The 26,708-nt window shown below is 68.9% G+C and carries 24 protein-coding genes; 12 read left to right on the forward strand and 12 right to left on the reverse strand.

The annotated features are described in order from the left end of the window. Window positions 1-95 precede the first annotated feature (95 nt). The 4 genes from E5P2_RS11555 to E5P2_RS11570 all read right to left on the reverse strand — a co-directional run bounded on the left by E5P2_RS11555 (window position 96) and on the right by E5P2_RS11570 (window position 3,669). Window positions 96-902, reverse strand: a complete 807-nt coding sequence (locus E5P2_RS11555; RefSeq protein ID WP_162567215.1) for a PPK2 family polyphosphate kinase — start codon at window positions 900-902, stop codon at window positions 96-98. A gap of 236 nt (window positions 903-1,138) precedes the next feature. Continuing rightward, entirely contained in the window at window positions 1,139-1,567 is a 429-nt protein-coding gene (locus tag E5P2_RS11560; protein ID WP_162567216.1) for an RNA-binding S4 domain-containing protein, read from the reverse strand. A gap of 3 nt (window positions 1,568-1,570) precedes the next feature. Further along, window positions 1,571-2,980, reverse strand: a complete 1,410-nt coding sequence (locus E5P2_RS11565) for a sensor histidine kinase (protein WP_162567217.1) — start codon at window positions 2,978-2,980, stop codon at window positions 1,571-1,573. Continuing rightward, window positions 2,977-3,669 (reverse strand): response regulator transcription factor, encoded by a 693-nt coding sequence (locus E5P2_RS11570; protein WP_162567218.1) that lies wholly within the window; start codon window positions 3,667-3,669, stop codon window positions 2,977-2,979. Before E5P2_RS11570 ends, E5P2_RS11565 begins: the two co-directional genes overlap by 4 nt. Before the next feature lie 113 nt (window positions 3,670-3,782). On the opposite strand from E5P2_RS11570, the gene E5P2_RS11575 reads away from it, so the two are divergent. The 3 genes from E5P2_RS11575 to E5P2_RS11585 all read left to right on the forward strand — a co-directional run bounded on the left by E5P2_RS11575 (window position 3,783) and on the right by E5P2_RS11585 (window position 6,949). Beyond that, window positions 3,783-4,742, forward strand: a complete 960-nt coding sequence (locus tag E5P2_RS11575) for a Bug family tripartite tricarboxylate transporter substrate binding protein (protein WP_162567219.1) — start codon at window positions 3,783-3,785, stop codon at window positions 4,740-4,742. Window positions 4,743-4,885: 143 nt separating this feature from the next. Further along, complete coding sequence (locus E5P2_RS11580) at window positions 4,886-5,434, forward strand: tripartite tricarboxylate transporter TctB family protein (RefSeq protein WP_162567220.1); 549 nt, start codon at window positions 4,886-4,888, stop codon at window positions 5,432-5,434. Beyond that, window positions 5,435-6,949, forward strand: a complete 1,515-nt coding sequence (locus E5P2_RS11585) for a tripartite tricarboxylate transporter permease (protein ID WP_162567221.1) — start codon at window positions 5,435-5,437, stop codon at window positions 6,947-6,949. 12 nt (window positions 6,950-6,961) lie between these two features. On the opposite strand, the gene E5P2_RS11590 is transcribed toward E5P2_RS11585, so the two are convergent. The 5 genes from E5P2_RS11590 to E5P2_RS11610 all read right to left on the reverse strand — a co-directional run bounded on the left by E5P2_RS11590 (window position 6,962) and on the right by E5P2_RS11610 (window position 13,714). Next, window positions 6,962-7,330, reverse strand: a complete 369-nt coding sequence (locus E5P2_RS11590; protein ID WP_162567222.1) for a hypothetical protein — start codon at window positions 7,328-7,330, stop codon at window positions 6,962-6,964. Between the two features lie 133 nt (window positions 7,331-7,463). Then, window positions 7,464-7,829: a hypothetical protein gene (locus tag E5P2_RS11595; RefSeq protein WP_162567223.1), complete on the reverse strand. Its 366-nt coding sequence runs from the start codon at window positions 7,827-7,829 to the stop codon at window positions 7,464-7,466. Between the two features lie 112 nt (window positions 7,830-7,941). After that, window positions 7,942-11,043 carry an efflux RND transporter permease subunit gene (locus tag E5P2_RS11600; RefSeq protein ID WP_162567224.1) on the reverse strand — a complete coding sequence of 1,034 codons (3,102 nt, stop codon included), beginning with the start codon at window positions 11,041-11,043 and terminating at the stop codon, window positions 7,942-7,944. Window positions 11,044-11,051: 8 nt separating this feature from the next. Beyond that, a complete protein-coding gene (locus E5P2_RS11605) occupies window positions 11,052-12,194 on the reverse strand; it encodes an efflux RND transporter periplasmic adaptor subunit (protein ID WP_162567225.1) in 1,143 nt (380 codons plus the stop codon). Beyond that, entirely contained in the window at window positions 12,191-13,714 is a 1,524-nt protein-coding gene (locus E5P2_RS11610) for an efflux transporter outer membrane subunit (protein ID WP_162567226.1), read from the reverse strand. Before E5P2_RS11610 ends, E5P2_RS11605 begins: the two co-directional genes overlap by 4 nt. 96 nt (window positions 13,715-13,810) lie before the next feature. On the opposite strand from E5P2_RS11610, the gene E5P2_RS11615 reads away from it, so the two are divergent. From E5P2_RS11615 to E5P2_RS11650, 8 genes are all read left to right on the forward strand, one after another. Then, entirely contained in the window at window positions 13,811-15,328 is a 1,518-nt protein-coding gene (locus E5P2_RS11615; RefSeq protein WP_162567227.1) for a sigma-54 interaction domain-containing protein, read from the forward strand. A 222-nt stretch (window positions 15,329-15,550) separates the two neighbouring features. Further along, the gene (locus tag E5P2_RS11620; protein WP_162567228.1) at window positions 15,551-16,747 is read left to right on the forward strand and encodes a substrate-binding domain-containing protein; all 1,197 of its coding nucleotides are present in this window, start codon (window positions 15,551-15,553) and stop codon (window positions 16,745-16,747) included. A gap of 8 nt (window positions 16,748-16,755) precedes the next feature. Continuing rightward, window positions 16,756-17,562: an ABC transporter ATP-binding protein gene (locus E5P2_RS11625; protein ID WP_162567229.1), complete on the forward strand. Its 807-nt coding sequence runs from the start codon at window positions 16,756-16,758 to the stop codon at window positions 17,560-17,562. Next, a complete protein-coding gene (locus tag E5P2_RS11630) occupies window positions 17,559-18,284 on the forward strand; it encodes an ABC transporter ATP-binding protein (protein ID WP_162567230.1) in 726 nt (241 codons plus the stop codon). Before E5P2_RS11625 ends, E5P2_RS11630 begins: the two co-directional genes overlap by 4 nt. After that, the gene (locus tag E5P2_RS11635; RefSeq protein WP_162567231.1) at window positions 18,281-19,261 is read left to right on the forward strand and encodes a branched-chain amino acid ABC transporter permease; all 981 of its coding nucleotides are present in this window, start codon (window positions 18,281-18,283) and stop codon (window positions 19,259-19,261) included. Before E5P2_RS11630 ends, E5P2_RS11635 begins: the two co-directional genes overlap by 4 nt. Before the next feature lie 10 nt (window positions 19,262-19,271). After that, window positions 19,272-20,336 carry a branched-chain amino acid ABC transporter permease gene (locus E5P2_RS11640; protein ID WP_162567232.1) on the forward strand — a complete coding sequence of 355 codons (1,065 nt, stop codon included), beginning with the start codon at window positions 19,272-19,274 and terminating at the stop codon, window positions 20,334-20,336. Continuing rightward, window positions 20,333-21,205: an alpha/beta fold hydrolase gene (locus E5P2_RS11645; RefSeq protein ID WP_232080666.1), complete on the forward strand. Its 873-nt coding sequence runs from the start codon at window positions 20,333-20,335 to the stop codon at window positions 21,203-21,205. Before E5P2_RS11640 ends, E5P2_RS11645 begins: the two co-directional genes overlap by 4 nt. 46 nt (window positions 21,206-21,251) lie before the next feature. Continuing rightward, entirely contained in the window at window positions 21,252-21,758 is a 507-nt protein-coding gene (locus E5P2_RS11650; protein ID WP_162567233.1) for a DUF1993 domain-containing protein, read from the forward strand. On the opposite strand, the gene hemH is transcribed toward E5P2_RS11650, so the two are convergent. Then, window positions 21,755-22,789, reverse strand: a complete 1,035-nt coding sequence (gene hemH, locus E5P2_RS11655; RefSeq protein ID WP_162567234.1) for a ferrochelatase — start codon at window positions 22,787-22,789, stop codon at window positions 21,755-21,757. The two genes, E5P2_RS11650 and hemH, sit on opposite strands and share 4 nt — an antisense overlap. A gap of 15 nt (window positions 22,790-22,804) precedes the next feature. On the opposite strand from hemH, the gene E5P2_RS11660 reads away from it, so the two are divergent. Continuing rightward, a complete protein-coding gene (locus E5P2_RS11660; protein WP_162567235.1) occupies window positions 22,805-23,530 on the forward strand; it encodes an HAD-IA family hydrolase in 726 nt (241 codons plus the stop codon). A gap of 54 nt (window positions 23,531-23,584) precedes the next feature. On the opposite strand, the gene E5P2_RS11665 is transcribed toward E5P2_RS11660, so the two are convergent. After that, window positions 23,585-25,285: an FAD-dependent oxidoreductase gene (locus E5P2_RS11665; RefSeq protein ID WP_162567236.1), complete on the reverse strand. Its 1,701-nt coding sequence runs from the start codon at window positions 25,283-25,285 to the stop codon at window positions 23,585-23,587. 61 nt (window positions 25,286-25,346) lie between these two features. After that, entirely contained in the window at window positions 25,347-26,564 is a 1,218-nt protein-coding gene (locus tag E5P2_RS11670) for a cytochrome P450 (protein WP_162567237.1), read from the reverse strand. Window positions 26,565-26,708: the final 144 nt, after the last annotated feature.

Raw genomic sequence — 26,708 nt, forward strand, 5'->3', positions numbered from 1 at the left:
GTGGTTCGAAACGGGGAAGGCGCGTAGTCTGGCAGCAGTACCGTTACATTTCAATACACCGTTTGGGGGAGAGACAGCGCCGCGCCGGGCGCTCCTTATTTGACGACCAGCCCGTCGAGGGCCGGATCGGACGGCGGCAGCGTGAGTTTCATCTCGCGCAGCGTCTTGACCAGCAGGCGGGCGATCATCAGGTTGCGATGGCGCTTGCTGTTGGCCGGTATCACGTGCCAGGGTGCCCACGCGCTCGAGGTGGCGGCCAGCGCCTTCTCGTAGGCGCGCTGGTAGGCATCCCATTTCGTGCGCACGGCCAGGTCCCCCATGCTGAATTTCCAGCGCTTGCCGACCTCGTCGACGCGCGCCTGCAGCCGCTCGCGCTGCGTGTCCTTGCCGATGTGCAGCATGCACTTGATGACGACGGTGCCGGTCTCGGCGAGCAGCCGTTCGAAGTCGTTGATCTGCGCATAGCGGCGCGCGGTCTCTGCCTTGTCGATCCAGCCTTCGACCACGGGCACCAGCACGTCTTCGTAGTGGCTCCGGTTCCAGACCGCGATCTCGCCCGTGCGGGGCACCACCGCGTGGCAGCGCCACAGGTAGTCGTGCGCGCGTTCCTCGTCGTTCGGCGCCTTGAACGCGGCCACCCGCACGCCCAGCGGCGAGGTGCGCGAGAACACCCAGCGGATGGTGCCGTCCTTGCCGCTCGTGTCCATGCCCTGCAGCACCAGCAGCAGCTTGCGCCGGCCTTCGGCATGCAGCACGTTCTGCAGGTCGTCGAGCTCGACGGCCAGCGTGTCGAGCTGCTCGCGCTGCGCCGACTCGGAGCCGCCGAGGAAGGGCGTGTCGCCCGGGTCGACGTCGGCGAGCTTGAACTTGCGGCCGACGCGGTATTTCTTGAAACTGGCCATGACGGGAGGTCTCCTTGCACAGGGCTGGAAGGGCGCCGGCGTGCGGTGCCCCGGGATGTGTACCAATGAGGTCCCCCGAACAGGCGAGGGCCTTTGATTGAAGCGCGTTCATGCCAATTAGTTCACGTGCATTCCAGCGCAATAGAGTTCAAACTACAGTCTCGGTTTCTCTTAGGGGATTGCTCAAAGCGCAATCATTCGGCTCGCTTCATGCGAGCCGTTTTTTTTGGAAGTGTCTATTCGTCCTCGGCGTCCAGCGAAGCGCTCCAGCGGTTGTCCCACTCGGGGTGCCGCGCCACGCCCTCGAGGCTGCGCCGATCGCGCTTGGTGGGCCGTCCCTGCTCGATGCTGAGCGCCGGCTCGGTGCCCATGCGCCGCTGCTCGCGCGCAGCCGCCTGCGCCGCGAGGCTTTCGGGCGTTTCCTCGTAGAGCTGTTGCGCGACCGGCGCCGGCCCGCGCTGGCCGCTGAGGCCGCGCACCTGTACCACGCGGGTCAGGCTACCGAGCCGGATCGACACGGTGTCACCCGCCTTGACCTCGCGCGAGGCCTTGGCGATGTCGCCATTGACCTGGATGCGGTTCTTGCCGATCTCGTCGGCCGCGAGCGAGCGGGTCTTGAAGAAGCGCGCGGCCCAGAGCCATTTGTCGATGCGTAGACGGTCCATGGTTCAGGGATTGTCGCGGACGCGCGGCAGCCGCGCGACAGCGTCCAGCCCGACCCTGCGTGCGCCGGATTCCCTGTTGTCCAATGCGATGCGGCCGCCCAGCGCCAGCACGATCTCGCGGCAGATGGCCAGGCCCAGCCCGGAGCCGCTGGCGATATCGCCGGCAGCGAAGGGCGCAAAGAGGCGCTGCCGCAGCTCGGCGGAAATGCCGGGGCCTTCGTCCTGTACCGCCAGCACGGCATCGTCGCCCTCGGTCCGCACGCGCACGGCGAGCGCGCCGCCCTGCGGGCTGTGCCGGATGGCGTTGTGCAGCAGATTGCGCGCGAGTTCCTGCAACATCCAGCGGTGTGCGCGCACCAGCGCCGGCGCGGCCGAGAGTTCGAAGTCGAGCGCCTTGTCGGCGATCAGCGGCGAGAGGTCGAGCGCGACCTGGCGCACCATCTCGCCGAGGTCCAGCACCATCGACTCGGGCTGCTGGCGCAACTGCTCGACCTTGGCGAGCGACAGCATCTGGTTGGCCAGCGTGGTCGCGCGCTCCACCGTGTGCGCGATCTCGCCCAGCGCCTGCGCGGCCGGCACGTCGCCGCGCTGCGCCGACTGCACCTGCGCCTTGAGCACGGCCAGCGGCGTGCGCAGCTGGTGCGCGCTGTCGCGCACGAAGCGCTTCTGGTGGTCGAGCAGGCGCTGCAGCCGGCCCATGGCCTGGGTGGTGGCGTCGATCAGCGGCCGCAGTTCGCGCGGCGCGTCCGGTGCGTCGATCGGCGACAGGTCGTCGGCCGCGCGCGCCTCGATCGCGCGGCCCAGCTCGCGCACCGGCCGCGTCGCGCGCTGCACCACCCCCACGGTGACGCCTGCGATCACGCCGAGCAGCGCCAGCTGGCGCCAGAGCGTGGCGACGAGCAGCCGGCGCGCCAGCGTCTCGCGCAATTCCAGCGTTTCCGCCACCTGCACCACGGCCATGCCGCGGCCCCGCGCGCTCGCGACCGGCTGCAGCAGCACCGCCACGCGCACCGGCCGGTCGCGAAACCGGTCGTCGTAGAAATCGACCAGCGCCGCATAGGGTGGACGGTCGGGCAGCTTGCCGCGCCAGAAAGGCAGCTCGGCAAAGCCCGAGATCATCTCGCCGTCCTGCGCCGACACGCGGTAGTACATGCGGCTCTGGTTGTCGGCCTCGAAGGCTTCGAGGGCCGAGTAGGGAACGATCGCGCGCAGCGATGCGGCCTCGTCATAGCCTTCGACGTCCAGCTGCTCGCCGATGGTCTTGGCCGAGGCGAGCAGCGTGCGGTCGTAAGCGGTGGTCGCAGCCGCGAGGCTCTGGCGGTACAGGCTCACGCTGTTGATCACGATGAACAGCGCGATCGGCACCAGGATGCCGAGCAGCAGCCGGGCGCGCAGCGACGAGGCGCGGTTCATGCCTTCTTTTCCTCTTCTTCGCGCAGCAGGTAACCCAGGCCGCGCAGCGTCATCAGCGCGGCGCCGGTGCCGGCCAGCTTCTTGCGCAGCCGGTAGACCACGACCTCGACCGCCTCGTATTGCACCTCCGCCTCGCCGGGAAAGACGAGTTCGAACAGGCGTTCCTTGGCGATCGCATGGCCGGGCTTGACCATCAGGGCCTTGAGCAGCGCGAGTTCGCGCGGCGTGAGCTCGAGCACCTCGGCGCGGTGGTAGATCGCACCGCTGTCGATTTCGTAGCGCAGGCCGCCGACCTCGCGAGGGCCGCCGGAAGGGTCCGGCCCGGCGTTGCCGTGGCGGCGGTTCAGCGCCCGGAGCCGGGCTTCGAGCTCGTCGAGGTCGAAGGGCTTGGGCAGGTAGTCGTCGGCGCCGGCGTTGAGGCCCATGACCCGGTCGCCCACCGTGCCGCGCGCGGTCAGGAGCAGCACCGGCGTGCGCAGCCCGGCCGCGCGCGCCTGGGCCAGCACCTGCAGGCCGTCGACATGGGGCAGGTTGAGGTCGAGCGCCACCACGTCGGGCTCGAGCGCGCGCCACTGGGCCAGCGCCAGGGCGCCGTCGCCGCAGATGCGCACGTCGATCCGGCGGCGGCCCAGGGTGCGCTGCAACGTGGTTTGCATCGACGGATCGTCTTCGATTAGCAGCAGCTTCATGCCCTGGATTTCAGTGTTTACCCCAATGCGCGCGACAGCCAACTGACAGGGCGGCGGCGCATCATAGTGGCGATCAGGTTCTGGTCAGGTTTGATTTTTCGAAGGAGACACGGATGCGCAGAGACACTTTCCTTAAATCGCTGGCCGCGCTCGCGGCCACCGGTTCGTTGCCACTCTCGGCCTGGGCCGCGGCCAACGTCAAGATGATGATCCCGGCCAACCCGGGCGGCGGTTGGGACACCACCGGCCGCGCGCTGGGCAAGGCCCTGACCGACGGCAAGCTGGCCGATACCGTCACCTACGACAACAAGGGCGGCGCCGCCGGCGCGCTGGGGCTGGCGCAGTTCGTGAACGGTTCCAAGGGCGACTCGAATGCGCTGATGGTGATGGGCGCCGTGATGCTCGGCGGCATCATCACCGGCAAGCCGCCGGTGAACCTGTCGCAGGCCACGCCGATCGCGCGCATCACCAGCGAATACAACGTGTTCGTGCTGCCGGCCGCCTCGCCGCTGAAGACCATGAAGGACGTGGTCGAGCAGCTCAAGAAGGATCCGGGCAGCGTGAAGTGGGGCGGCGGTTCGCGCGGCTCCACCGAGCACATCGCGGCGGCGATGATCGCGCAGAAGGTCGGCGTCGACCCGTCCAAGATCAACTACGTCGCCTTCCGCGGCGGCGGCGAGGCGACGGCGGCCATCCTGGGCGGCAACGTCACCGTCGGCGGCAGCGGCTACAGCGAGTTCGCGGAGTACATCCATGCCGGCAAGATGAGGGCCATCGCGGTCACCTCCGGCACGCGGCTGCCCGGCATCGACGTGCCGACGCTCAAGGAGCAGGGCATCGACGTCGAGATCGGCAACTGGCGCGGCGTCTATGGCGCGCCGGGCATCACGGCCGAGCAGCGCAAGGCGTTGACCGACATGGTGCTGGCTGCGCTCAAGACGCCGGCGTGGAACGAGGCGCTGAAGAAGAACGACTGGACGCCGGCCGTCATGTCGGGCGATGCCTTCGCCAGGTTCGTCGATGACGAATTCGCGAGCCTGCGCGCGACGATGGCCAAATCGGGAATGGTCTAAGCCCACCCCCAGTCTTCGCGCACTTCGTGTCGCTTCGCCAACCCCCTTGCAGGGGCAACACCTGCGGCCCGGCAGAGCCGGATCCGCGGTGTTTCTGGAAGGGGACAGGCGGCACCTCGATTGCTTTTTGGAGCACAGAACAAATGACAACAAGCTCGAACCCTCCGGTCGGGGCGTCCGCTGAAACGCCAGCAGCGCTCTGGCCGCAAACCCTGGTCGGGGTCGGCGTTCTGGTCGTGGGCCTGGCGCTCGCGTTCGGCGCGATCGGCATTTCGTCCGAGGCCGGCTACGGCGGCGTCGGGCCCAATTTCCTGCCGTGGCTGGTGGCGGTCGCGCTCACCGTGTGCGGTGCGTGGATCGTCTGGGAGGCCCGCACCGGCGGCTTTCGCGAGATGGATGCGCCTTCGGGCGCGACGCACAGCGACTGGGCCGGCTTCGTCTGGGTGTCGGCGGGGCTGCTGCTCAATGCGGCGCTGATCACGACGCTCGGCTTCGTCCTCAGCTGCACGCTGTGCTACCTGCTCGCGGTGCAGGGCCTGCGCCGGGCCGGCGGGCAGGGCGGCGTGAATGCGCCGCGCACCTGGCTTGTCGACTGCGTGACAGGCCTCCTGATCTCGGCGCCGGTGTTCTGGACGTTCACGAAATTCCTGGCCATCAACCTGCCAGGCCTGAGCGCCACGGGGTGGATCTGAATGGATATCTTCAATGCATTGATGCATGGCTTCGCGCTGGCGATCACGCCGGCGAACCTGCTGTGGTGCCTGGTCGGCTGCGCGCTCGGCACGGCGGTCGGCGTGCTGCCCGGCATCGGGCCGGCGGTGGCAGTGGCGATGCTGCTGCCGATCACCGGCAAGGTCGACGTCACGGCCTCGATGATCTTCTTCTCGGGCATCTATTACGGCGCCATGTATGGCGGCTCGACCACCTCCATCCTGCTGAACACGCCAGGCGAGACGGCCAGCATGGTGACCGCAATGGAGGGCAACAAGATGGCCAAGAGCGGCCGCGCGGGCGCGGCGCTCGCGACCGCGGCCATCGGCTCCTTTGTTGCCGGCACGATCGCGACCGTGATCGTCACGCTGTTCGCGCCCTTCGTGGCCGACTTCGCGGTCAAGCTCGGGCCGCCCGAGTATTTCCTCTTGATGCTGCTGGCCTTCACGACCGTGAGCGCGGTGCTCGGCAAGAGCACGTTGCGTGGCATGACGGCGCTGTTCGTCGGCCTGGCCGCGGGCTGCGTCGGACTCGACCAGATCTCGGGCCAGGGCCGCTACACCGGCGGCGTTCCCGAACTGCTCGACGGCATCGAGATCGTGCTGGTCGCGGTCGGCCTGTTCGCAGTGGCCGAGGTGCTGTATGCGGTGCTCTACGAAGGCAAGGTCGTGGAGGCACAGAACAGGCTGAGCCGCGTGCACATGAGCGCGCGCGACTGGAAGCGCTCGGTGCCGGCCTGGCTGCGCGGCACGGCCATCGGCACGCCCTTCGGCTGCATTCCGGCCGGCGGCACCGAGATCCCGACCTTCCTGAGCTATGCGACCGAGAAGAAGCTGGCCAAGGGCGAGGCCCGGTCCGAGTTCGGCACGGCGGGCGCGATCGAAGGCGTGGCCGGTCCCGAGGCCGCCAACAACGCGACGGTGACGGCGGCGCTGATTCCGCTGCTCACGCTCGGCATCCCGACCTCGAACACCACCGCCATCCTGCTCGGTGCCTTCCAGAATTACGGCATCCAGCCCGGGCCGCAGCTCTTCACCACCTCGGCCGCGCTGGTGTGGGCGCTGATCGCCTCGCTCTACATCGGCAACGTGATGCTGCTGGTGCTCAACCTGCCGATGGTCGGGCTCTGGGTCAAGCTGCTGAAGATTCCGAAGCCGCAGCTCTACGCGGGCATCCTGATCTTCGCGACGGTGGGCGCCTATGGCATGCGCCAGAGTGCGTTCGACCTGTTCCTGCTCTATGCGATCGGCGTGCTCGGCGTGCTGATGCGGCGCTTCGACTTTCCGACCGCGCCGGTGGTGGTGGGCATGATCCTCGGGCCGCTGGCCGAGGCCCAGCTGCGCAACGCGATGTCGATCGGTGAGGGCAGCGCGGTGGTCTTCTTCCAGCGGCCGATGTCGATCGTGCTGATCGTCATCGTGCTGGCCGTCATGATCCTGCCGCGCGTGGCCCGGCGGATGGGCGAGCGCAAGCTGCGGGCGGTGAACGCGGGCTGAGCGCCCGACGCATCAATAGACCGTGAGCGAGGAGAGCGGGCGCGGGCCGTAGGGAAAGCGCTCCGCGTTGCCGGCTTGCTTGCGCGCCGTCTGGAGGATCTTTCGGATGACGACCGTCCAGAGGAAGACCTGCATCAGCAGCAGATCCAACGCCAGGATCATGCCCTGGAAGTGGTGTCTTGCCGGCACAGCGATCAGGGCGCCGTAGAAGAGAAGCGCCAGCACGCAGAAGGGTTTGAACCAGCGCGCCCGGCGCGTGCGTGCAAGCCTGAGCACACTCGGAACGCCGGGGACGCGGCGATGTTCCCGACCCAGTGCTTCCGCTTCCTGCAGGAAGGGGACGAAGACCAGGTTGAAAGCGATCAGCAGCAGTGTGTCCATGATGGCGTTCCGAGTGGCTGAGGGATGCGTGACAGCAAGCAGAGGCAGTGTCGTGCGCGCCACCGTTTTTCGCATCGCTCGCAGGAGCCAATGGCCCGGTCGCGACGGGCCAATCCCGACCGGCCGCCGTGACTTATTTCGCTGGCGGAGCGTCCGCCGGCAGCACGATGGTCGCGCGCCCGTCGCGCGAGGTCGTGGCATCGGAGCCGCTCGATGGCGGCGTCGCACCTGCCGGGCTGACGATGACCGCGCGGCCGTCGGGCGTGGGTGCCACGACATCCGTCGCCGGGCCGCCGCGTGCGCGGTCCAGCGCCTGGCCCGCATTGCGGATGCAGCCTTCGCGTGCGGGCGCGGGCAGGCTGCCGTTGTTGCAGGCCGCGATCTCGCGCTCGTAGCGCTGCTGTGCCTGCGCGAGCCCGGGTGCCGGCTGGGCATGGGCGGCGGCGGCCATCAGCAGCGCAGCGGCGAGGCCCGTGGCCTGAAGACGGAATCGATGCATGGCGCAGCTCCGGTCGGTGGACAGGAAGGCATGTTGCCGCTGCACGGGCGCCCACGGTGTGCGAAGCCGGAGCGTGCCGGGGTAGGTGGGCGGCGCATTGTCCGGTCGCGACTCAGTGCGGCGCCGGCTGCGCCGCCTCCGGCGCTTCGGCCGGCTTGCCGCGCAGGCGCCGCACGGTGCGCCGCAGCCAGTGCTCGATGTCGTCGACGTAGGTGAACACCGCGGGCACCACCAGCAGGCTCAGCACGGTCGAGGTGATCAGGCCGCCGATCACCGCCATCGCCATCGGCGAGCGAAAGCTCGAGTCGGCCGCGCCGAGCCCGATCGCGATCGGCAGCATGCCGGCGCCCATCGCGAGCGTGGTCATGATGATCGGCCGCGCGCGCTTGTGGCAGGCGTCGCGCAGCGCGTCCCAGCGGCTCATGCCATGGTCGCGGCGCGCGACGATCGCGTACTCCACCAGCAGGATCGAGTTCTTGGTCGCGATGCCCATCAGCATGATCAGCCCGATCAGCGAGGGCATCGACAGCGCCTTCTGCCCGATCAGCAGGCCGACGAAGGCGCCGCCCAGCGCCAGCGGCAGCGCGCACAGGATGGTCACCGGATGCAGGAAGTCCTTGAACAGCAGCACCAGCACGATGTAGATGCACAGCACGCCGGTCAGCATCGCGAGGCCGAAGCTCTGGAACAGCTCGGTCATCACCTCGGCGTCGCCGACCTCGGCCACGCGCACGCCGGGCGGCAACTGGCGGATCGAGGGCAGCTTCATCGCCGCCTCCTTCGCATCGCCCAGGCCCACGCCCGAGAGTTCGATCTCGAAGTTGACGTTGCGCGAGCGGTCGTAGCGGTCGATGACGGCCGGGCCGCCCTCGACCGACAGCGCGGCGACCTGGCTCAGCATCACCGGGCCGCGCGCCCCGGGCACGGTGAGCCGGCCGAGCAGTTCGAGATCCTGCCGCGCCGAATCCTCGAGCTTCACAACGATCGGCACCTGGCGCTGCGCCAGGTTGAGCTTGGCCAGCGCCTGGTCGTAGTCGCCGAGCGTCGCGACGCGCAGCGTCTCGGCGATGGCGGAGCTGGTCACGCCGAGGTCGGCCGCGCGCGCGAAGTCCGGCCGCACTGCGATCTCGGGCCGGATCAGGCTGGCGGTGGAGGTGATGTTGCCCAGGCCCGGGATGGTGCGCAGGTCGCGCTCGACCGCGCGCGCGGCGGTGGTCAACGCGTCGGGATCGTCGCCGCTCAGCGCCAGGATGTATTTCTCGCCCGAGCCGCCGAGGCCCACGGTGGTCCGCACGCCGGGCAGCGATTCGAGCGCGGCGCGGATCTGGTTCTCGATCACCTGCTTGCGCGGCCGGTCGCCGCGCGGATCGAGCTGGATGGTGAGCGTGGCGCGGCTCGTCTCGGGCGTGCCGAAGTTGGCGAAGGGGTCGCCGCCCGCGCTGCCGCCGCCGATGGTGGTGTAGACGCTCTTCACGTGCGCCACGCCCATCACGCGGCGCCGCGTCTCCTCGGCCGCGGCCGTGGTCTTCGCCAGCGTCGAGCCGGGCGGCAGCGAGAGGTAGACCTGGGTCTGCGAGTTGTCGTCGGGCGGGATGAAGCCAGTCTTGAGCAGCGGGATCATCGCCACAGAGCCGAAGAAGAACAGCGTCGCCAGCACCATGGTCGCGAAGCGATGCCGCAGGCACCACTCGGCCATGCGCATGTAGGCCTTCAGCCAGCCGGCTTCCTTCTCGGCGCCGACGATCGGCTTGAGGATGTAGGCCGCCATCATCGGCGTCAGCACCCGCGCCACCACCAGCGAGGCGAACACCGCGAGCGAGGCGGTCCAGCCGAACTGCTTGAAGAACTTGCCGGCGATGCCGCTCATGAAGGCGGTGGGCAGGAAGACGGCGATCAGCGTGAAGGTGGTGGCGATCACCGCCAGCCCGATCTCGTCGGCCGCTTCCATCGCCGCCTGGAAGGGCGTCTTGCCCATGCGCAGGTGGCGCACGATGTTCTCGACCTCGACGATCGCGTCGTCCACCAGGATGCCGACCACCAGCGAGAGCGCGAGCAGCGACACCACGTTGATCGAGAAGCCCAGCAGGTACATGCCCGCGAAGGCCGGGATCGCCGACATCGGCAGCGCCACGGCAGAGATGAAGGTCGCGCGCAGGTCGCGCAGGAACAGCCACACCACCAGCACCGCAAGGATCGCGCCTTCGTAGAGCAGATGCAGCGAGCCGTCGTATTCCTCCTGCGCCGGCTGCACGAAGTTGAAGGCTTCGGTGAGCCGGATGTCGGGTCGCTGGGCGCGCATGTCGTCGAGCGCCTTGTGCACCGCGGCGCCGACCTCGATCTCGCTCGCGCCGCGGCTGCGCGCGACCTCGAAGCCGACCACCGGCTTGCCGTCGAGCAGCGCGGCGGCGCGCGGCTCGGCGATGCCGTCGCCGATGCGCGCGACCTGGTCGAGCCGGATGCGCCGGCCATCCGAGAGCGCGATCTGCATGTCCGCGAGCTGGTCGGCCGACTGCACGGTGGCCAGCGTGCGCACCGGTTGCTCGCTGCCCGAGAGGTCGGTGCGGCCGCCGGCGCTCTCGGTCTGCACCTGGCGCAGCTGGCGCGAGATGTCGGCGGCGGTGGCGCCGAGCGCCTGCAGCTTCATCGGATCGAGATCGACATTCACCTGCCGCGTGACGCCGCCGACGCGGTTGATCGCGCCCACGCCGGGCAGCGCGAGCAGCTTCCTGCTGACGTCGTTGTCGACGAACCAGGACAGCGCCTCGTCGTCCATGCGATTGGACGAGATGGTGAAGGCCAGCACCGGCTGCGCCGCGAAGTCGAGCTTGGTGACGACCGGATCGCGCACGTCCGCCGGCAGGTCGGCGCGCACGCGCTGCACCGCGGAGCGCACGTCGTCGACCGCTTCCTGCACCGGCTTCTCGAGGCGGAACTCGACGATCAGCGTGGCCGCGCCGTCCTGCACCTTGGTCGTGATGTGCTTGAGGCCCTGGATGGTGGCGATCGAGTTCTCGAGCTTGCGCGCGACATCGGTCTCCAGCTGCGAGGGCGCCGCGCCCGGCAGCGCGGCCGACACGGTGACGGTCGGCAGGTCGATGTCGGGAAAGTTCTGCACCTTCATCGCGTTGAAGGACAGCAGCCCGGCGAAGCTGAGCAGCACGAACAGCATCACCGCCGGGATCGGGTTGCGGATGGACCAGGCCGAGACGTTCATCGCCGTTCCTACCTGGCCGCTTCGGCGGCGGGCGCATCCACCACCCGCACCAGGTCGCCGTCGTTGAGGAAGCCCGCGCCATCGACCACCACGCGCGCACCGGCCGGCAGCGGCGTGGTGATCTCGACGCGGTCGCCGACGCGGCGTCCGGTCTGCACCTTGAGCGCCGCGACCCGGCTGTCCGGCTGCAGCACCATCAGGTGGTTGAAGCCGTCGCGCGGCACGATCGCCGCCTGCGGCACCGTGAGCGCGCTGCTGCGCCCGAGTAGAAAGTCGCCGCGCGCGAACATGCCGGCCTTGACGGCGCTGTTCTGCCGGATGTCGGGAATGTCGGCATAGACCAGCGCCGCGCGGGTCTGCGGATCGACCGTCGGGGCCACGGCGCGCACCTTGCCGCGCACCTCGGCGCCGCTGGCGCTGACGATCACGACCGGCGTGCCGACCGCGACGCGGCCGAGTTCGGCCGAAGTCACTTCGGCGCGCCATTCGAGCCGGCCCTGGCGGATCAGGCGAAACAGCTCGGTGCCGGCGCTGACCACGCTGCCGACGGTCGCGGTGCGCGCCGAGATCACGCCGTCGTCGGGCGCCAGCACCTGCGTGTTGCGGCCGCGCACCTGCTGCGCGGCCAGCACGGCCTCGGCCGCTTCGACGCGGGCCTTGGCGGTCTGTGCCGAGGTCTGGTACTGGTTGATCTGCTGCTGGCTCAGCGCACCGGTCTGCTGCAGGGTGCGCGCACGCGCTGCGTTGCCTTCTGCGTCGGCCGCGGTGGCGCGGGCCTCGGCCAGCGAGGCGCGCGCCTGGGCGACCTCGGCCTGCACCGTCTCGCCGGAGAAGGTCGCGAGCACCTGGCCCTTCTTGACTGCGTCGCCCACGTTCACGCGCACCTCGGCAAGCTTGAGGCCCGTGGATTCGGATCCGATGCTGGCCTCCTGCCAGGCCGCGATGTTGCCGTTGGCGCTCAGCGTCTCGGCCAGCTCGCTGGTTTCGGGTCGGGCGACGGTCACCGTCAATGTCGGCCGCGGCGCGGCGGCTTCCTTCGGCTTGGCGGCGTGGTCCGGGGACTTGCCGCGCACGACGAAGAAGGCGGTGCCGGCGATCAGCAGCACCGCGACGAGCAGGACGAGAAGGGTGGAACGCTTCATTCTTTTCATGGCGAGGTGGCGGCGGAAGAGCTTGTCGCGGCAACGGCGCCGGGCCGCGACCAGCCGCCGCCCATGGCGCGATAGAGCGACACCCAGGCCTCGGCGCGCTCGCGCTGGAGCGAGACGCGGGAGGTCTGGGCGGCGAACAGCGTGCGCCGCGCGTCCTCGAGTTCGAACAGGCTTGCGAGGCCGCTGTCGTAGCGGGCCTGGGTGGCGTTGAAGGAGGCCTGGTAGTTTTGCACCGCGGCATCGGCATCGCCGCTGCGCGCATCGGTGGCCTGCAGGTTGACCAGCGCTTCCTCGACCTCGCGCACGGCCTGCCGCACGTTGGAACGGTACAGCGCCACGGCTTCGTCGTAGCGCGCCCTGGCGGCATCGGTGTTGGCCGTGCGCGCACCGCCGTCGAGCAGCGGCAGCGTGAGCGAGACCGGGCCCACGCTCCAGCTCTCGAGCGATTCGCTGAAGCCGCCGGTGCGGAACTGCATGCGACCGATCGAGCCGCTCAGCGTGAGCTTGGGATAGCGCTCGGCCTCGGCCGACCCGACATCGGCGCTGGCTGCCGCGACGGCCTGTTCGGCCGCATAGACATCGGGCCGCTGGGTCAGCGCCTCGGCCGGCACGCTGGCGATCGCATGCACCGCCGGCAGCGCGCGCTGCAGCGGCGCCGTGGCAAGCCGGGCCTGCAGCGCCGGCTCGTCGAGGCCGGTCATCGCGACCAGGCCCTTGCGCAGCACCGCGCACTGCGCGCGCTGCTGGGTGAGGCGCGCCGATGCATCGGAAGCGCCGGCGCGGGCCAGCGCGGCATCGGCCGGCGCCGTGAAGCCGGCGCGCGCCGAGAGATCGGTGAGCCGCGCGGTCTCGCTGCGCGAGCGGGTGTCCGACTCGGCCACCGCGAGCTGCTCTTCGCAGGCGCGCTCGCCGAAGTAGGCATTGGCCGTCTCGGCCGCGACCGAGACACGCGCGTCGTGCCACTTGGCCTCGGCGCCGGTCTGCCGCGCGCCCGCTGCATCGCGGTCGGCGCGCAGCCGGCCGAACAGGTCGATCTCCCAGCGCGATTGCAGGCCGGCCTGCACGGTGGTGATCGGCGTGGTCAGCGACGAGGCGCCGAGGGCGCTGCCGGCCGCGCCCGTGGATCCGGTCGTGCCGGTCGGCGTCGCGACCGGGGAGGTGCCGAACGCGGAGTTGCCGCGCGTGGCCGAGAGCGTGCCGTCGAGGCTCGGCAGCAGGGCGGCGCCGGCCGCGACGCGCGTCGCGCGTGCCTCTGCAATGCGCGCGGCGGCACTGGCGATGGTCGGGCTCGCGGCCTGCGCGGCATCGATCAGCTCGACCAGCAGCGGATCATCGAGCTGGCGCCACCATTCGGCCAGCGACGGCAGCGAGGCGCCGTGGACCGGCCCGGCGCCGGGCAAGGGCGCGTTCCATTGCGCCGGCGCGGGCGACGCGACCTGTCCGGGCGGCCGCGACAGCGCGCAGGCCGACAGCAGCAGCGGCGCGGCGAGCCAGAGCGTGGAAAGCCGTGAATTCCTCATGGCAAAAAACCTTGCATGCTAACCAATCCCGGTTCGCGGATGAACGACGATGGCCCCGCGCATCGATGCAGGAGGGCGGCGCGCTACGATCCAGCCATGCCCGCCGCCACCGCCGTCCAACCCGCACTGCCTCTCGACGCCGATGGCATCCTCGCACTTGCCGCGCGCTCGATGTTTCATTTGTTTTCCAGCATCAGCCAGGGCATGTTCCTGGTCGATCGCAGCGGGCGCATCGTGTGGGTCAACGAAGGCTACCGCCGCTTCCTGCCGGCGCTCGGCTTCTCGTCGATCGACCAGTTCCTCGGCCATCTGGTGGAGGACGTGATCCCCAACACGCAGATGCGCCGCGTGCTGGAGACCGGCGAGGCCTTCCTGATCGACCTGCTCACCAACAAGGCCGGCACCTTCGTCGTCAGCCGCATTCCGCTGCGCGAGGAGCGCGAAGGCGCGGTGGGCGAGGTCATCGGCGCCATCGGCATCGTGCTGTTCGACCATCCGGAGACCACGCTGCAGCCGCTCATCAGCAAGTTCGCGCTGCTGCAGCGCGACCTCGACGATGCGCGGCGCGAGCTCGCGAGCCAGCGCAACAACCCGCTCTACCAGCAATCGGCCGACGGGCAGCGGCGTTCCAAGTACACCTTCGCGAGCTTCATCGGCAGCAGTCCGGCGGCGGTCGAGGTCAAGCGCCATGCGCGGCGTGCGGCGCAGTCGTCCAGCCCGGTGCTGCTGCTCGGCGAGACCGGCACCGGCAAGGAGCTGCTGGCGCATGCGATCCATGCGGCCTCGGCACGCGCGAAGAAGCTGTTCGTCAGCGTCAACATCGCCGCCGTGCCGGACACGCTGCTCGAAGCCGAATTCTTCGGCGTCGCGCCCGGCGCCTTCACCGGCGCCGACCGCAAGGCGCGCGAAGGCAAGTTCAAGCTGGCCGACGGCGGCACCCTGTTCCTCGACGAGATCGGCGACATGCCGCTCGGCCTGCAGGCCAAGCTGCTGCGCGCGCTGCAGGAGGGCGAGATCGAACCGCTGGGCTCGAACAAGCTGGTGCCCTTCGATGCGCGCCTGATCGCCGCGACCTCGCGCGACCTCGCGGCACTGGTGCGCGAAGGGCGTTTTCGCGAAGACCTGTACTACCGGCTCAACGTGCTGCCGGTGCGCGTGCCGCCGCTGCGCGAGCGGCGCGCCGACATCCCGGCGCTGGTCGAGGCGCTGGGCGAGGACATGGCCCTGCGCAGCGGCGAGGCGCCGCCCGAACTCACGCCCGATGCGCTGGCGCTGCTCGCCGCGCAGCACTGGCGCGGCAACATCCGCGAGCTGCGCAATGTGCTGGAGCAGGTGACCATGCGCAGCGACTCGCAGCGCATCGACGCGGCGCAGCTCGAGCGCATCCTGCGCGAGGCCGGCCTGGAAAAGATCGCTCCCGCCGAGCCGTCGCCCGCCGACCCCGCGCAGCCATCGACCACGCTGCTGCGCCCCCTCGCACAGCAGATCGCCGAACTCGAACGCAAGGCCATCGCCGCCGCGATGGCCGCCACCAGCGGCAACAAGCTCGCTGCCTCGCGCCTGCTCGGCATCTCCCGCGCAACCCTCTACGAACGTCTGGAAAACCCTGACTGAACAACAGGCAGATGTCTGAAAATGAGGCAATCTGACTGTCTCACCCTCAGCCACGCCAAGCGAAGCAACGCCATTCGTGAAACACCGCGGATCCGGCTCGGCCGGTCCGCTGGTGTTGCCCCCGGTAGGGGATTGGCGTAGCGACACGAAGTGCGCGAAGCCTGGGGGCGAGCTGGTACAGCTTTTGCAGTATTCAGCCATCATCTTCAGGAGACAAAACAAATGCATCGTCGTCACGTCGTCGCCATTGCAGCGATCGCCACCCTCGCCGCGTCCGCCTTCACCGCACCGGCCTGGGCCCAGTCCAACGACATCCGCATCGCCCACATCTACAGCAAGACCGGCCCGCTCGAAGCCTACGGCAAGCAGACGCAGACCGGCCTCATGATGGGCTTCGACTACGCGACCGGCGGCACCATGATGGTCAACGGCCACAAGCTGGTCGTGATCGAGAAGGACGACCAGGGCAAGCCCGATCTCGGCAAGTCGCTGCTCGCGGCGGCCTATGCCGACGACAAGGCCGCGCTCGCGATCGGCCCGACGGCCTCGGGCGTCGCGCTCGCGATGCTGCCGGTGGCCGAGGAGTACAAGAAGATCCTGCTGGTCGAGCCCGCGGTGGCCGACTCGATCACCGGCGACAAGTGGAACAAGTACATCTTCCGCACCGGCCGCAACAGCTCGCAGGATGCGATCTCCAATGCGGTCGCGGTCGACAAGCCCGGCGTGACGATCGCGACGCTGGCGCAGGACAACGCCTTCGGCCGCGACGGTGTCAAGGCCTTCAAGGATGCGATCAAGAAGGCCAAGGTGGTGCACGAGGAATACCTGCCGCCGGCCACCACCGATTTCACTGCGGGCGCGCAGCACCTGATCGACAAGCTCAAGGACCAGCCGGGCCGCAAGATCATCTGGATCGTCTGGGCCGGCGCGGGCAATCCGTTCAAGATCGTCGACCTCGACCTCAAGCGCTACGGCATCGAGATCTCCACCGGCGGCAACATCCTGCCGGCGATGGCGGCCTACAAGAGCCTGCCCGGCATGGAGGGCGCGGCCTACTACTACTTCGGGATTCCGAAGAACCCGGTCAACGATGCGATGGTGTCGATGCACTACAAGGAATTCAAGTCGCCGCCGGACTTCTTCACGGCCGGCGGCTTCTCGGCCGCGATGGCGATCGTGACCGCGCTCAAGAAGACGGGCGGCGACACCGGCACCAACAAGCTGATCTCGACCATGGAAGGCATGAGCTTCGACACGCCCAAGGGCAAGATGACCTTCCGCAAGGAAGACCATCAGGCGATGCAGAGCATGTACCACTTCAAGATCAAGGTGGACCCGGCCTTCGCGTGGGGCGTGCCTGAACTCGTGCACGAGATCAAGCCCGAAGAAATGGACATCCCCATCCGAAACAAGCGCTGAGCCGGCGCATGCTGGAGACGCGCGGACTCACCGTTCGCTTCGGCGGCCACATCGCGGTCAACGATGTCAGTTGCAGTTTTGCACCCGGCACGCTGACGGCGATCGTCGGGCCGAACGGCGCGGGCAAGACCACCTACTTCAATCTGATCTCGGGTCAGTTGAAGGCGAGCGCGGGCACAGTGTCGCTCGACGGCCAACTGCTCTCGGGCCTGCCGGCCTCGGCGCGCACGCGGGCCGGGCTCGGGCGGGCGTTCCAGTTGACCAACCTGTTTCCGCACCTCACGGTGCTGGAGAACGTGCGGCTCGCGGTGCAGGCCACGCGCGGGGGCGCGCACCGGCGCGGGCTCAACCTGTGGAGCATCTGGAGCGATCACCGCGCGCTGACCGAGCGCGCCGATGAACTGCTCGCGCAGATCAACCTCAAGGCCAGGGAGCATGCAGTCGTCGCAAGCCTGCCGCACGGCGACCAGCGCAAGCTGGAAGTGGCGTTGCTGATGGCGCTCGAGCCCAAGGTCTTCATGTTCGACGAACCGACTGCCGGCATGAATGCTGCCGAGGCGCCGGTGATCCTGGACCTGATCCGCCAGCTGAAGCAGGACAAGCGCAAGACCATCCTGCTGGTCGAGCACAAGATGGACGTGGTGCGCGAACTGGCGGACCGCATCATCGTGCTGCACAACGGGCAATTGGTGGCGGATGGCGAGCCTGCAGAGGTGATCGCGTCACCCATCGTGCAGGAGGCTTACCTTGGGGTCGCGAAGGAGGCGGCCCCCATCCCAACCTTCCCCCAGAGGGGGAAGGAGCCAGACACATGAGTGCGAATCTGCTCAGCCTCGAGGGCGTGCACACGCACATCGGGGCGTACCACATCCTGCATGGCGTCGACCTCGCCGTGCCGCGCGGCCAGCTCACGATGCTGCTGGGCCGCAACGGCGCGGGCAAGACCACCACGCTCAGGACCATCATGGGCCTGTGGCATGCATCGCAGGGCCGCGTGCGTTTCGGGGATGCCGACATCACGGCGCTGCACACGCCGCAGATTGCCGGGCTCGGCATCGCCTATGTGCCGGAGAACATGGGCATCTTCTCGGACCTCACGGTCAAGGAGAACATGCTGCTGGCCGCGCGCGGCGCGAGGCATGCCGAGCAGCTGGACGAGGCGCGCCTCGCATGGATCTTCAAGCTCTTCCCGGCGGTGGAGAAGTTCTGGAACCATCCGGCCGGCAAGCTCTCCGGCGGACAGAAGCAGATGCTGGCCGTCTCGCGCGCGATCGTCGAGCCGCGCGAGCTGCTGATCGTCGACGAACCGAGCAAGGGCCTTGCGCCTGCCATCATCAACAACATGATCGACGCCTTCGGCGAACTCAAGCGCAGCGGCGTCACCATCCTGCTGGTCGAGCAGAACATCCACTTCGCCCAGCGTCTGGGCGACACGGTGGCCGTGATGGACAACGGGCGCGTGGTGCACAGCGGCAGCATGGCGGCGTTCTCGGCGGACGCGCAACTGCAGCAGTCGCTCTTGGGGTTGGCGTTATGAAGATCGAGTTCGACTGGAAGCCCTTGCTGCTCGTGCCGGTCATCGCGCTGATCGCGCTGCCGCTCACCGGCTCCGCATCGACCTGGCTCACGCTCACCGTCGCGGGCCTGGCGATGGGCATGATCATCTTCATCATCGCCTCGGGCCTGACGCTGATCTTCGGGCTGATGGACGTGCTCAATTTCGGCCACGGCGTCTTCATCGCGTTCGGCGCCTTCGTCGCCAGCAGCGTGCTCGGTGCGATGGGCGACTGGACGGGCTCGGGCGAACTCTGGCGCAACCTGGTCGCGGTCTTTCCCGCGATGCTGGTCGCGATGGCAGCGGCCGGCGCGGTCGGCCTCGCCTTCGAGCGCTTCATCGTGCGGCCGGTCTATGGCCAGCACCTGAAGCAGATCCTCATCACCATGGGCGGCATGATCATCGGCGAGGAACTGATCAAGGTGATCTGGGGCCCGGCGCAGATTCCGCTGCCGCTGCCCGAGGCGCTGCGCGGTTCGCTGTTCGTCGGCGATGCGGCGATCAGCAAGTACCGCCTGCTGGCGGTGGCCGTCGGCATCGTGGTGTTCGGCCTGCTCGCGTGGACACTGGGCCGCACCAAGATCGGCCTCCTGATCCGCGCCGGCGTGCAGGACCGCGAGATGGTCGAGTCGCTCGGCTACCGCATCGGCCGGCTGTTCGTCGGCGTGTTCGTGGTCGGCAGCGCGCTGGCCGGACTGGGCGGCGTGATGTGGGGCCTGTTCCAGCAGAACCTGGTGCCGCAGATGGGCGCGCAGGTCAATGTGCTGATCTTCATCGTCATCATCATCGGCGGCCTGGGCTCGACCACCGGCGCGCTGATCGGTGCCTTGCTGGTCGGCCTGATGACCAACTACGTCGGCTTCCTGCTGCCCACGGCGACGCAGTTCGCGAGCATCTTCCTGATGGTCGCGGTGCTGCTGTGGCGCCCGCAGGGCGTCTATCCGGTCGCGAACCGATGAAGGGACGGCCATGCTGAAACGTCTCCTGTCCAACGACCTGCCGCGCAGCCGCGTGCTTGCGGTGCTGCTGGTCGCGCTGGTGCTCGGGCTGGCGTTCGCGCCCTTCATCTTTCCGGGCGTGAAGGCGCTCAGCGTCGCGGCCAAGGTGCTGGTGTTCGTCGTGCTGGTCGCGAGCTTCGACCTGCTGCTGGGCTACACCGGCATCGTGAGCTTCGCGCACACCATGTTCTTCGGCATCGGCGCCTACGGCATCGCGATCGCGGCGACGCGGCTGGGCGCGGGGTGGGGCGCGATGGGGGCCGGGCTCGGCGCGGCGCTGGCACTGTCGCTGGTGCTGTCGCTCGCGATCGGTCTCTTCTCGCTCCGGGTGCGCGCGATCTTCTTCGCGATGATCACGCTGGCGGTGGCCTCGGCCTTCCAGACGCTGGCCTCGCAGCTCTCCGCCTTCACCGGTGGCGAGGACGGCCTGACCTTCAAGCTGCCGGAACTGATCTCGCCGAGCTTCGAGTTCCGCGAGGATCCGTTCCTGGGCGTGTCGCTCGATGGCCGGCTGCTGTGCTACTACCTGCTCTTCGTGGTGGCGGTGGTGCTGGTGCTCGCGTTGCTGCGCATCGTCAACTCGCCCTTCGGCCGCGTGCTGCAGGCGATCCGCGAGAACGAGTTCCGCGCCGAGGCGATCGGCTACCGCGTGGTGGTCTATCGCACGACGGCGTCGGTGCTGTCGGCGCTGTTCGCGACGCTGGCCGGCGCGATGCTCGCGATCTGGCTGCGCTACAACGGGCCGGACACCTCGCTGAGCTTCGAGATCATGATCGACGTGCTGCTGATCGTGGTCATCGGCGGCATGGGAACGATGTATGGCGCCGTGGTGGGCGCGGTGCTCTTCGTCGTCGCGCAGAGCTACCTGCAGGATCTGCTGCGTCTGGCGAGCGAATCGGCCAGCGCGCTGCCTTGGCTGGCGGCGCTTCTCTCGCCGGACCGCTGGCTGCTGTGGCTGGGCGTGCTGTTCGTGCTCTCGGTCTATTACTTTCCGACCGGTGTCGTCGGACGACTGAGGGCGAGGAGCTTGCGATGAATAGGCCGACATCGAATTTCGTGCAGATCGCCGGACGCGAGATCCACTGGATGGATTGGGGCGAGCGCGATGCGCCGGTGGTCGTCGCCTGGCACGGCCTGGCGCGCACCGGCCGCGACATGGACGAGCTCGCCGCGCATTTCGTCGCGTGCGGCTATCGCGTGATCTGCCCCGACACCCTCGGACGCGGGCTGAGCCAGTGGAGCCCGGCGCCGGACGACGAGTACCAGCTCTCGTTCTACGCGCGGCTCGCCGCCGGGCTCTGCGATGCGCTGCAGCTCGCGCGCGTGCACTGGGTCGGCACCTCGATGGGCGGCGCGATCGGCATGGTCTGTGCGTCGGGCCTGGCCGAGCCGTCGATGAAGCCGCGCATCGCGAGCCTGGTGCTCAACGACACCGCGCCGCAGATCGCGGCATCGGCCGTCGAGCGGATCCGCGCCTATGCGGGGCAGCCGCCGGCCTTCGACACGGTGATGGAACTCGAGGCCTTCTTCCGCACGGTCTACAAGCCCTACGGCTGGCTCAGCGACGCGCAGTGGCGCCGGTTGACCGAGACCTCGACGCGCCGGCTTCCCGACGGCCGCGTCACGCCGCATTACGACCCGGCGATGGTGCGGCAATTCAGCGCCCATCCGGAGGACTACGCGATCTGGCAGCACTACGACGCCATCGAAGCGCCCGTGCTGCTGCTGCGCGGGGCCGAATCCGACCTGGTGCTGCGCGAGACGGTCGAAGCGATGCATCGCCGCGGGCCGGGCGCGAAGGGGCGCTTAGAGGCCTTCGAGGTGCCGGGTTGCGGCCATGCACCCGCGCTCAACGTACCGGAGCAGCTCGAAAGGGTGTCCGGCTTCGTTCAAGCGAATTCTTGAGCGGCGCGCGACAATCGCGCCCCTTCCATTCCAAAGAGAGATTCCCATGGCGCTGTCGCTGTACGAGGCTTCCATTCCGGTTTTCATTCGCGGGCTCGGGCAGCTCTCGCATGTGCTCGACAAGGCGCTGGCCCATGCGGGCGCGCAGGGCATCGATCCGGCAACCTTCGTCGCCGCGCGCCTGGCGCCCGACATGCTGACGCTGGCCGGCCAGGTGCAGACCGCGAGCGACGCCTCCAAGCTCGGCGCCGCGCGCATCGCGGGCATCACCGGCCCGAGCTTTCCCGATACCGAAACGCGCTACGAAGAACTGCAGGCCCGCGTCGCGAAGACGGTCGAATTCCTGCGCACGGTGGACCGCGCGCTGATCGACGGCCACGAGGACCGCGCCGTCGTCATCAAGGTGCGCGGCACCGAGATCCAGTTCACCGCCGAGCGCTATCTGCTGCAGTTCGCGCTGCCCAATTTCTTCTTCCACGTGACGACCGCCTACGACGTGCTGCGCCACAGCGGCGTGCCGCTCGGCAAGCTCGACTATCTCGGCCGTCTCTAGGAGGAACGCCGTGTGGGCCAGCCGCTCAGGTGGCGTTCCGCGATCGCGGCCAGCGCCGTGATCCAGGCGGGGCTGTCGTTGAGGCAGGGGATGCAGTGGAATTCCTTGCCGCCCGACTGCAGGAAGGCGTCGCGGCCTTCCATCGCGATTTCTTCCAGCGTCTCCAGGCAATCGGCCGGAAAGCCCGGGCATATCACGTCGACGCGTGAGACGCCGGCCGCGCCGAGCGCTCGCAGCGTGGGCTCGGTATAAGGCTCGAGCCACTTCGCGCGCCCGAAGCGCGACTGGAAGCTGACGCGGTACTGCGAGGGCTCGAGCTTCAGTTGCCGGGCCAGCAGGCTCGCCGTGGCGAGGCATTGGCGCTGGTACGGATCGCCCAGGCGGATGTTGCGCTCGGGAATGCCGTGGAAGCTCATCAGCAGCTGGTCGGGCCGGCCGCTCTGTTGCCAGTGGCGGGTCACGCTCTGCGCGAGCGCCTCGATGTAGAGCGGCTCGTCGTGGTAGTGGCTGACGAAGCGGAACTCGGGCAGCCGCCGCACGCGGGCCGACCATGCGTTGACCGCATCGATCACGCTGGCCGTGGTGGTCGCCGAATACTGCGGATAGGCCTGCAGCACCAGCACGCGCGTGACGCCTTCGGCCTTGAGCGCATCGAGCTGCGCCGAGATCGACGGCTGGCCGTAGCGCATGGCGTCGCGCACCGTCACGCGATGGCCGCGCTCGCCCAGCCATCCGGCCAGCAAGGTGGCCTGTTTCCGGGTCCAGACCTTGAGCGGCGAGCCCTCGGCGGTCCAGATGCCCGCGTACTTGGCGGCCGACCTGGCGGGCCGGGTGCGCAGGATGATGCCGTGCAGGATCAGCGCCCACAGCGCGCGCGGAATCTCGACCACGCGCGGGTCGCCGAGGAACTCGGCCAGGTAGGGGCGCACGGCACGCGCCGTTGCTTCGTCGGGTGAGCCGAGGTTGCACCAGAGCACCGCAGTGCGCTCCTGGGGGCTCTCGGGGGCGGGCGGTTCGGCGCGAAAGGGCATGCGATATTCTCGGTCATGGATTCCGCGACCCCTGATCCCCTGGCCCTCGACGTGCGGCGCATCGCAGCGATCTCGCTCGATCTCGACGACACGCTGTGGCCGATCTGGCCGACCATCGAACGCGCCGAGCGCGCGCTGCACGCATGGCTGTCGCGCGAAGCGCCGAAGACGGCCGCGCTGCTGCTCACCCCCGGCATGCTGAGCGAGTTGCGCGAAGCCACTGCCAAGGAGCGCTCCGACCTGGCCCACGATCTGAGCGCGTTGCGCCGCGAATCGATCCGCACGGCGCTGCGACGCGGGGGCGAAGACCCGGCACTGGCCGATCCCGCCTTCGAGATCTTCTTTGCCGAGCGCCAGCGCGTGACGCTCTACGACGACGTTCTGCCGGCGCTCAAGTGGTTGAGCGAGCGCTATCCGCTGGTCGCGATCTCGAACGGCAACGCCGATGTCCATCTCACGGGCGTCGGCCGCTGGTTTCGCGCCGCCTTCAATGCGCGCGCCTTCGGCAGCGGCAAGCCGCATGCGCCGATCTTTCGTGCCGCGGCGGCGTCGGTCGGCCTGTTGCCGAAGGACGTGCTGCACGTCGGCGACGACGCGGCGCTCGACGTGGTCGGTGCGCTCGATGCCGGCATGCAGGCCGCCTGGCTGGTGCGCGACGAGCGGCCGTGGGAACACGGTGCGCGCCCGCAGTTGATCGTGCCGAATCTGCACGCGCTGTGCGTGGCGCTCGACACGGCCTAGACACCGCCGGGGGTTGCCCGTCCACAAGGATCGGTGGCCGGCCTGTCGGGCGTGTCAGGCTGCGGCTGCCTCCTCCTCGATCACCGCAGTCCGTGTCCGGGTGCCGGCCATGTGGCGCGCGGCGATGTAGCCGAAAGTCATGGCCGGGCCGATGCTGCTGCCGCCGCCGGGATAGCGGCCGCGCATCATCGAATTCATGTCGAGGCCGGCCGCATACAGCCCTTCGATCGGATCGCCCTGCGGCGTCAGAACCTGCGCCTGGCCGTTGGTCTCCAGGCCGCCCACCGTGCTGAGATCGCCGGGATGGAGCGCGACGGCGTAGTAGGGGCCGTTGCCGATGGGGGCGATCCCGGGATTGGGCGCATGGGTCTGGTCGCCCCGGAAGCGGGAGTGCGCATCGGCCCCCTTGCCGAACTCGGGGTCCTCGCCGCGGGCGGCGCCCTCGTTGAAGCGCCGTACCGTCGCCTCGAGTTCGGCCGGGTCGATGCCGATCCGGCCGGCGAGCTGCGCGAGCGTCGGGGCTTCCACGAGGTAGCCGGCATCGATGAGCGCGCGCGCACTGAAGGGGGCAGGGCGCGCCAGGCCCAGGCCATAGGTGCGCAGGAAGTCCCGATTGGCGATCAGATGCGCGGTCGTGATGCCGCGCCGGTGCATGGTGCCGACGAAGCTCTGGTAGGACGTGCCTTCGTTGACGAATCGATGCCCATCCGGACCCACCGCGATGCAGCCGGGCATGGCGCGGTCGATGAAGATGTGCGGATACCTGACCATGCTGCCGTCGGGCTTGCGCAGCACCGACACCGGCGTCCAGATGCAATCGCCGGCATGCGCGGGATCGTGCATCCCGCCTGCGCTCCGGCCCAGCCGCACGCCATCGCCCACGTTGCCTTCCGGCTGCAGCGAGTGGTGATGTTCCGCGAAGGGGATGTGCTTCCTGCGCATCTGTTCGCTGGCGCCATAGCCGCCGGTCGCCAGCAGCACGCCGTGGCGTGCGGCGACGCGGATGCGTTGGCCCTCGTGCTCGATTTCCGCGCCGGTCACGCGTCCGTCCTTCAGCGTCAGTTCGAGCGCAGGCGAGTTCTTCCACAAGGTGACGCCGGCCTGGATGGCGGAATGAAACAGGCGCGCAGCCAGCGCGTTGCCATTGACGATGCGGGTGCCGCGGCCGTGCTGGAGCTTGTCCAGCATGAAGCGCCGCATGACGCCCGCGGTGTGCCTGAACCCCGCCCAGGTCTTCAAGGCGTGCCGCATCGGGTGGATGTCGGCGCCTTCGATCTGCATGCTGCCGAACAGCATGAGCTGCGGCAGTGGCATCCGCAGATCAGCGAGGCGATGGCCCAGCAGGCGGCCGTCGAAGGCCTCGGTCAGCAGCGAGCGGCAGCGCGCGGCGCCCGGCAGCTCGGACTCGTAGTCCGGCAGCGGGAACGGCTTGAAGCGCACCTGCGAATTCCGTTCCATGAACTTCAGCATCGCGGGCGCGTTGTCCAGGTAGCTCGCGACGAGGTCGTCCTGGTAGGCATCGCCCAGCACGCCATGGAGATAGGTCTCGGCGGCCTCGCGGGAATCGTCCAGGCCGATCTGTTGCATGACGTGGTTGCACGGGATCCACGGCGCGCCGCCGGAGTAGGCGGTCGTGCCGCCGAAGAGCGCGGTCTTCTCGATCACGAGCGCCTCCAGACCCGATTGACGCGCGGTGATGGCCGCGGTGAGGCCGGCGGCACCGCTGCCGATGATGAGGACGTCGGTTTCGATCATGGTGAAAGTCTCCTGGCGAACGATGGGAAGCGGCTTGGGCCGCTCGACGGCCCGCTGGCGCTCACGCCGGCACGATGCGCATCGGCAACTTGTCGAGCGTGCGCATCTGGTTGATCGGGCGATAGGTGGCCGGCGCGGTCAGTTCCATGCGGGCCACGCGGCGGCTCAGTGCGCCGATCAGTGCTTCGGATTCCTGGCGCGCGAGCATCTGGCCGATGCAGGCATGAATGCCGTGACCCAATGCCACGTGGTTGCCGGCGAGGGCAGGGCGATCGACATCGAAGCGCTCGGCCTCCGGGAATTGCCGCGGGTCGCGGTTCGCGGCACCCATGAAGACGCCGATCTTCGTGTCGGCGTTCAGGCGCACGCCGGAGAGTTCGGTTTCGCCGCGCGTGGTGCGATAGGTCACCTGGAACGGTGTCTCGTGCCGGATGCCTTCCTCGAAGGCCGCCTTGACCTTCGCGGGCTCGCTGCGCACGCGCTCCCACTGGGCCGGGCTCTTCGCCAACTGGTGCAAGGTGAAGCCGATGCCCGCGATGGTCGAGTCGGTGCCGCCGCCCACGAAGCTGCGCACCACGTTCGAGGCAATGCCTTCATCGAGCTCGCCCGCGTCCTCCGCGCGAAACAGGAGCTCGGCGATCGAGCCGGGGATCACGCCCTGGCGCGACACGCTCTCCTCGAACCATGCGAGATAAGGTTGCGCGGCCTCCATCGCGCGCTCGTAGAGCGCGTTGCGCGGGCCGCTCTGGTTGAAACGCATCTCGCCGATGGCCAGCGTCTCGGTGCGCGGCAGGCGCACGCCGACGGCCGCCGGAAAGGCTTCCAGAATAAAACGTTCGGCGCAGTCTTCCACACCGTCGAACTCGCGCCGCGCCAGCAACTCGTCCACCAGCGCCTCGGCCTTGCGGTCGAAGCCTTCCTTCCACTTGCGGATGACCAGCGGCGAGAGCAGGCGCGTCACCACCGATCGGATCTTCGTGTGGTCCGGCGGATCGGCTTCGAGCAGCCGGCTCGGTATGCGGAACTCGCCCGGCCTGCGGATGTCCTGGATGCCGATGCCGCCGGCATTGGTGAAGCGCGCGTGGTCCGACAGCACCGTCTTCGCTTCCGCGTGACGGCCCACGGCGTAGATGCCATGCGGCTGGATGTAGGCCACCGGCCCGGCTTCGCGCAGCGCTTCATGGAACGGATAAGGATCGCGCAGGACCTCGATCGAATAGGGATCGATGTCCAGCACGGGCGCTTCGCGCAACGCGACGGCTTCGGCGTTGGAGGTCATGCACAGGCTCCTGACGTGGGAAATGCGTCGAGTTTGGGGTTTGCCCTAGGCGCCGTCTGTCCCCTTGCCGGGGACGGGACGCGCCTTGAGATTCCGTGGCGGCGTGCGCTGTCACGCGGGATGGGGACAGACGTTCCGTCCGCA

Source organism: Variovorax sp. SRS16 (assembly GCF_901827165.1).
Lineage (GTDB): Bacteria > Pseudomonadota > Gammaproteobacteria > Burkholderiales > Burkholderiaceae_C > Variovorax.

Coding starts and splice junctions, on each gene's coding strand:
- E5P2_RS11605 (WP_162567225.1), bottom strand. CDS start 12,194: ATGAAAAGAATGAAGCGTTCCACCCTTCTCGTCCTGCTCGTCGCGGTG.
- E5P2_RS11555 (WP_162567215.1), bottom strand. CDS start 902: ATGGCCAGTTTCAAGAAATACCGCGTCGGCCGCAAGTTCAAGCTCGCC.
- E5P2_RS11635 (WP_162567231.1), top strand. CDS start 18,281: ATGAAGATCGAGTTCGACTGGAAGCCCTTGCTGCTCGTGCCGGTCATC.
- E5P2_RS11590 (WP_162567222.1), bottom strand. CDS start 7,330: ATGGACACACTGCTGCTGATCGCTTTCAACCTGGTCTTCGTCCCCTTC.
- E5P2_RS11575 (WP_162567219.1), top strand. CDS start 3,783: ATGCGCAGAGACACTTTCCTTAAATCGCTGGCCGCGCTCGCGGCCACC.
- E5P2_RS11565 (WP_162567217.1), bottom strand. CDS start 2,980: ATGAACCGCGCCTCGTCGCTGCGCGCCCGGCTGCTGCTCGGCATCCTG.
- E5P2_RS11570 (WP_162567218.1), bottom strand. CDS start 3,669: ATGAAGCTGCTGCTAATCGAAGACGATCCGTCGATGCAAACCACGTTG.
- E5P2_RS11610 (WP_162567226.1), bottom strand. CDS start 13,714: ATGAGGAATTCACGGCTTTCCACGCTCTGGCTCGCCGCGCCGCTGCTG.
- E5P2_RS11580 (WP_162567220.1), top strand. CDS start 4,886: ATGACAACAAGCTCGAACCCTCCGGTCGGGGCGTCCGCTGAAACGCCA.
- hemH (WP_162567234.1), bottom strand. CDS start 22,789: ATGCCCTTTCGCGCCGAACCGCCCGCCCCCGAGAGCCCCCAGGAGCGC.
- E5P2_RS11560 (WP_162567216.1), bottom strand. CDS start 1,567: ATGGACCGTCTACGCATCGACAAATGGCTCTGGGCCGCGCGCTTCTTC.
- E5P2_RS11645 (WP_232080666.1), top strand. CDS start 20,333: ATGAATAGGCCGACATCGAATTTCGTGCAGATCGCCGGACGCGAGATC.
- E5P2_RS11615 (WP_162567227.1), top strand. CDS start 13,811: ATGCCCGCCGCCACCGCCGTCCAACCCGCACTGCCTCTCGACGCCGAT.
- E5P2_RS11630 (WP_162567230.1), top strand. CDS start 17,559: ATGAGTGCGAATCTGCTCAGCCTCGAGGGCGTGCACACGCACATCGGG.
- E5P2_RS11660 (WP_162567235.1), top strand. CDS start 22,805: ATGGATTCCGCGACCCCTGATCCCCTGGCCCTCGACGTGCGGCGCATC.
- E5P2_RS11670 (WP_162567237.1), bottom strand. CDS start 26,564: ATGACCTCCAACGCCGAAGCCGTCGCGTTGCGCGAAGCGCCCGTGCTG.
- E5P2_RS11650 (WP_162567233.1), top strand. CDS start 21,252: ATGGCGCTGTCGCTGTACGAGGCTTCCATTCCGGTTTTCATTCGCGGG.
- E5P2_RS11600 (WP_162567224.1), bottom strand. CDS start 11,043: ATGAACGTCTCGGCCTGGTCCATCCGCAACCCGATCCCGGCGGTGATG.
- E5P2_RS11595 (WP_162567223.1), bottom strand. CDS start 7,829: ATGCATCGATTCCGTCTTCAGGCCACGGGCCTCGCCGCTGCGCTGCTG.
- E5P2_RS11585 (WP_162567221.1), top strand. CDS start 5,435: ATGGATATCTTCAATGCATTGATGCATGGCTTCGCGCTGGCGATCACG.
- E5P2_RS11640 (WP_162567232.1), top strand. CDS start 19,272: ATGCTGAAACGTCTCCTGTCCAACGACCTGCCGCGCAGCCGCGTGCTT.
- E5P2_RS11625 (WP_162567229.1), top strand. CDS start 16,756: ATGCTGGAGACGCGCGGACTCACCGTTCGCTTCGGCGGCCACATCGCG.
- E5P2_RS11620 (WP_162567228.1), top strand. CDS start 15,551: ATGCATCGTCGTCACGTCGTCGCCATTGCAGCGATCGCCACCCTCGCC.
- E5P2_RS11665 (WP_162567236.1), bottom strand. CDS start 25,285: ATGATCGAAACCGACGTCCTCATCATCGGCAGCGGTGCCGCCGGCCTC.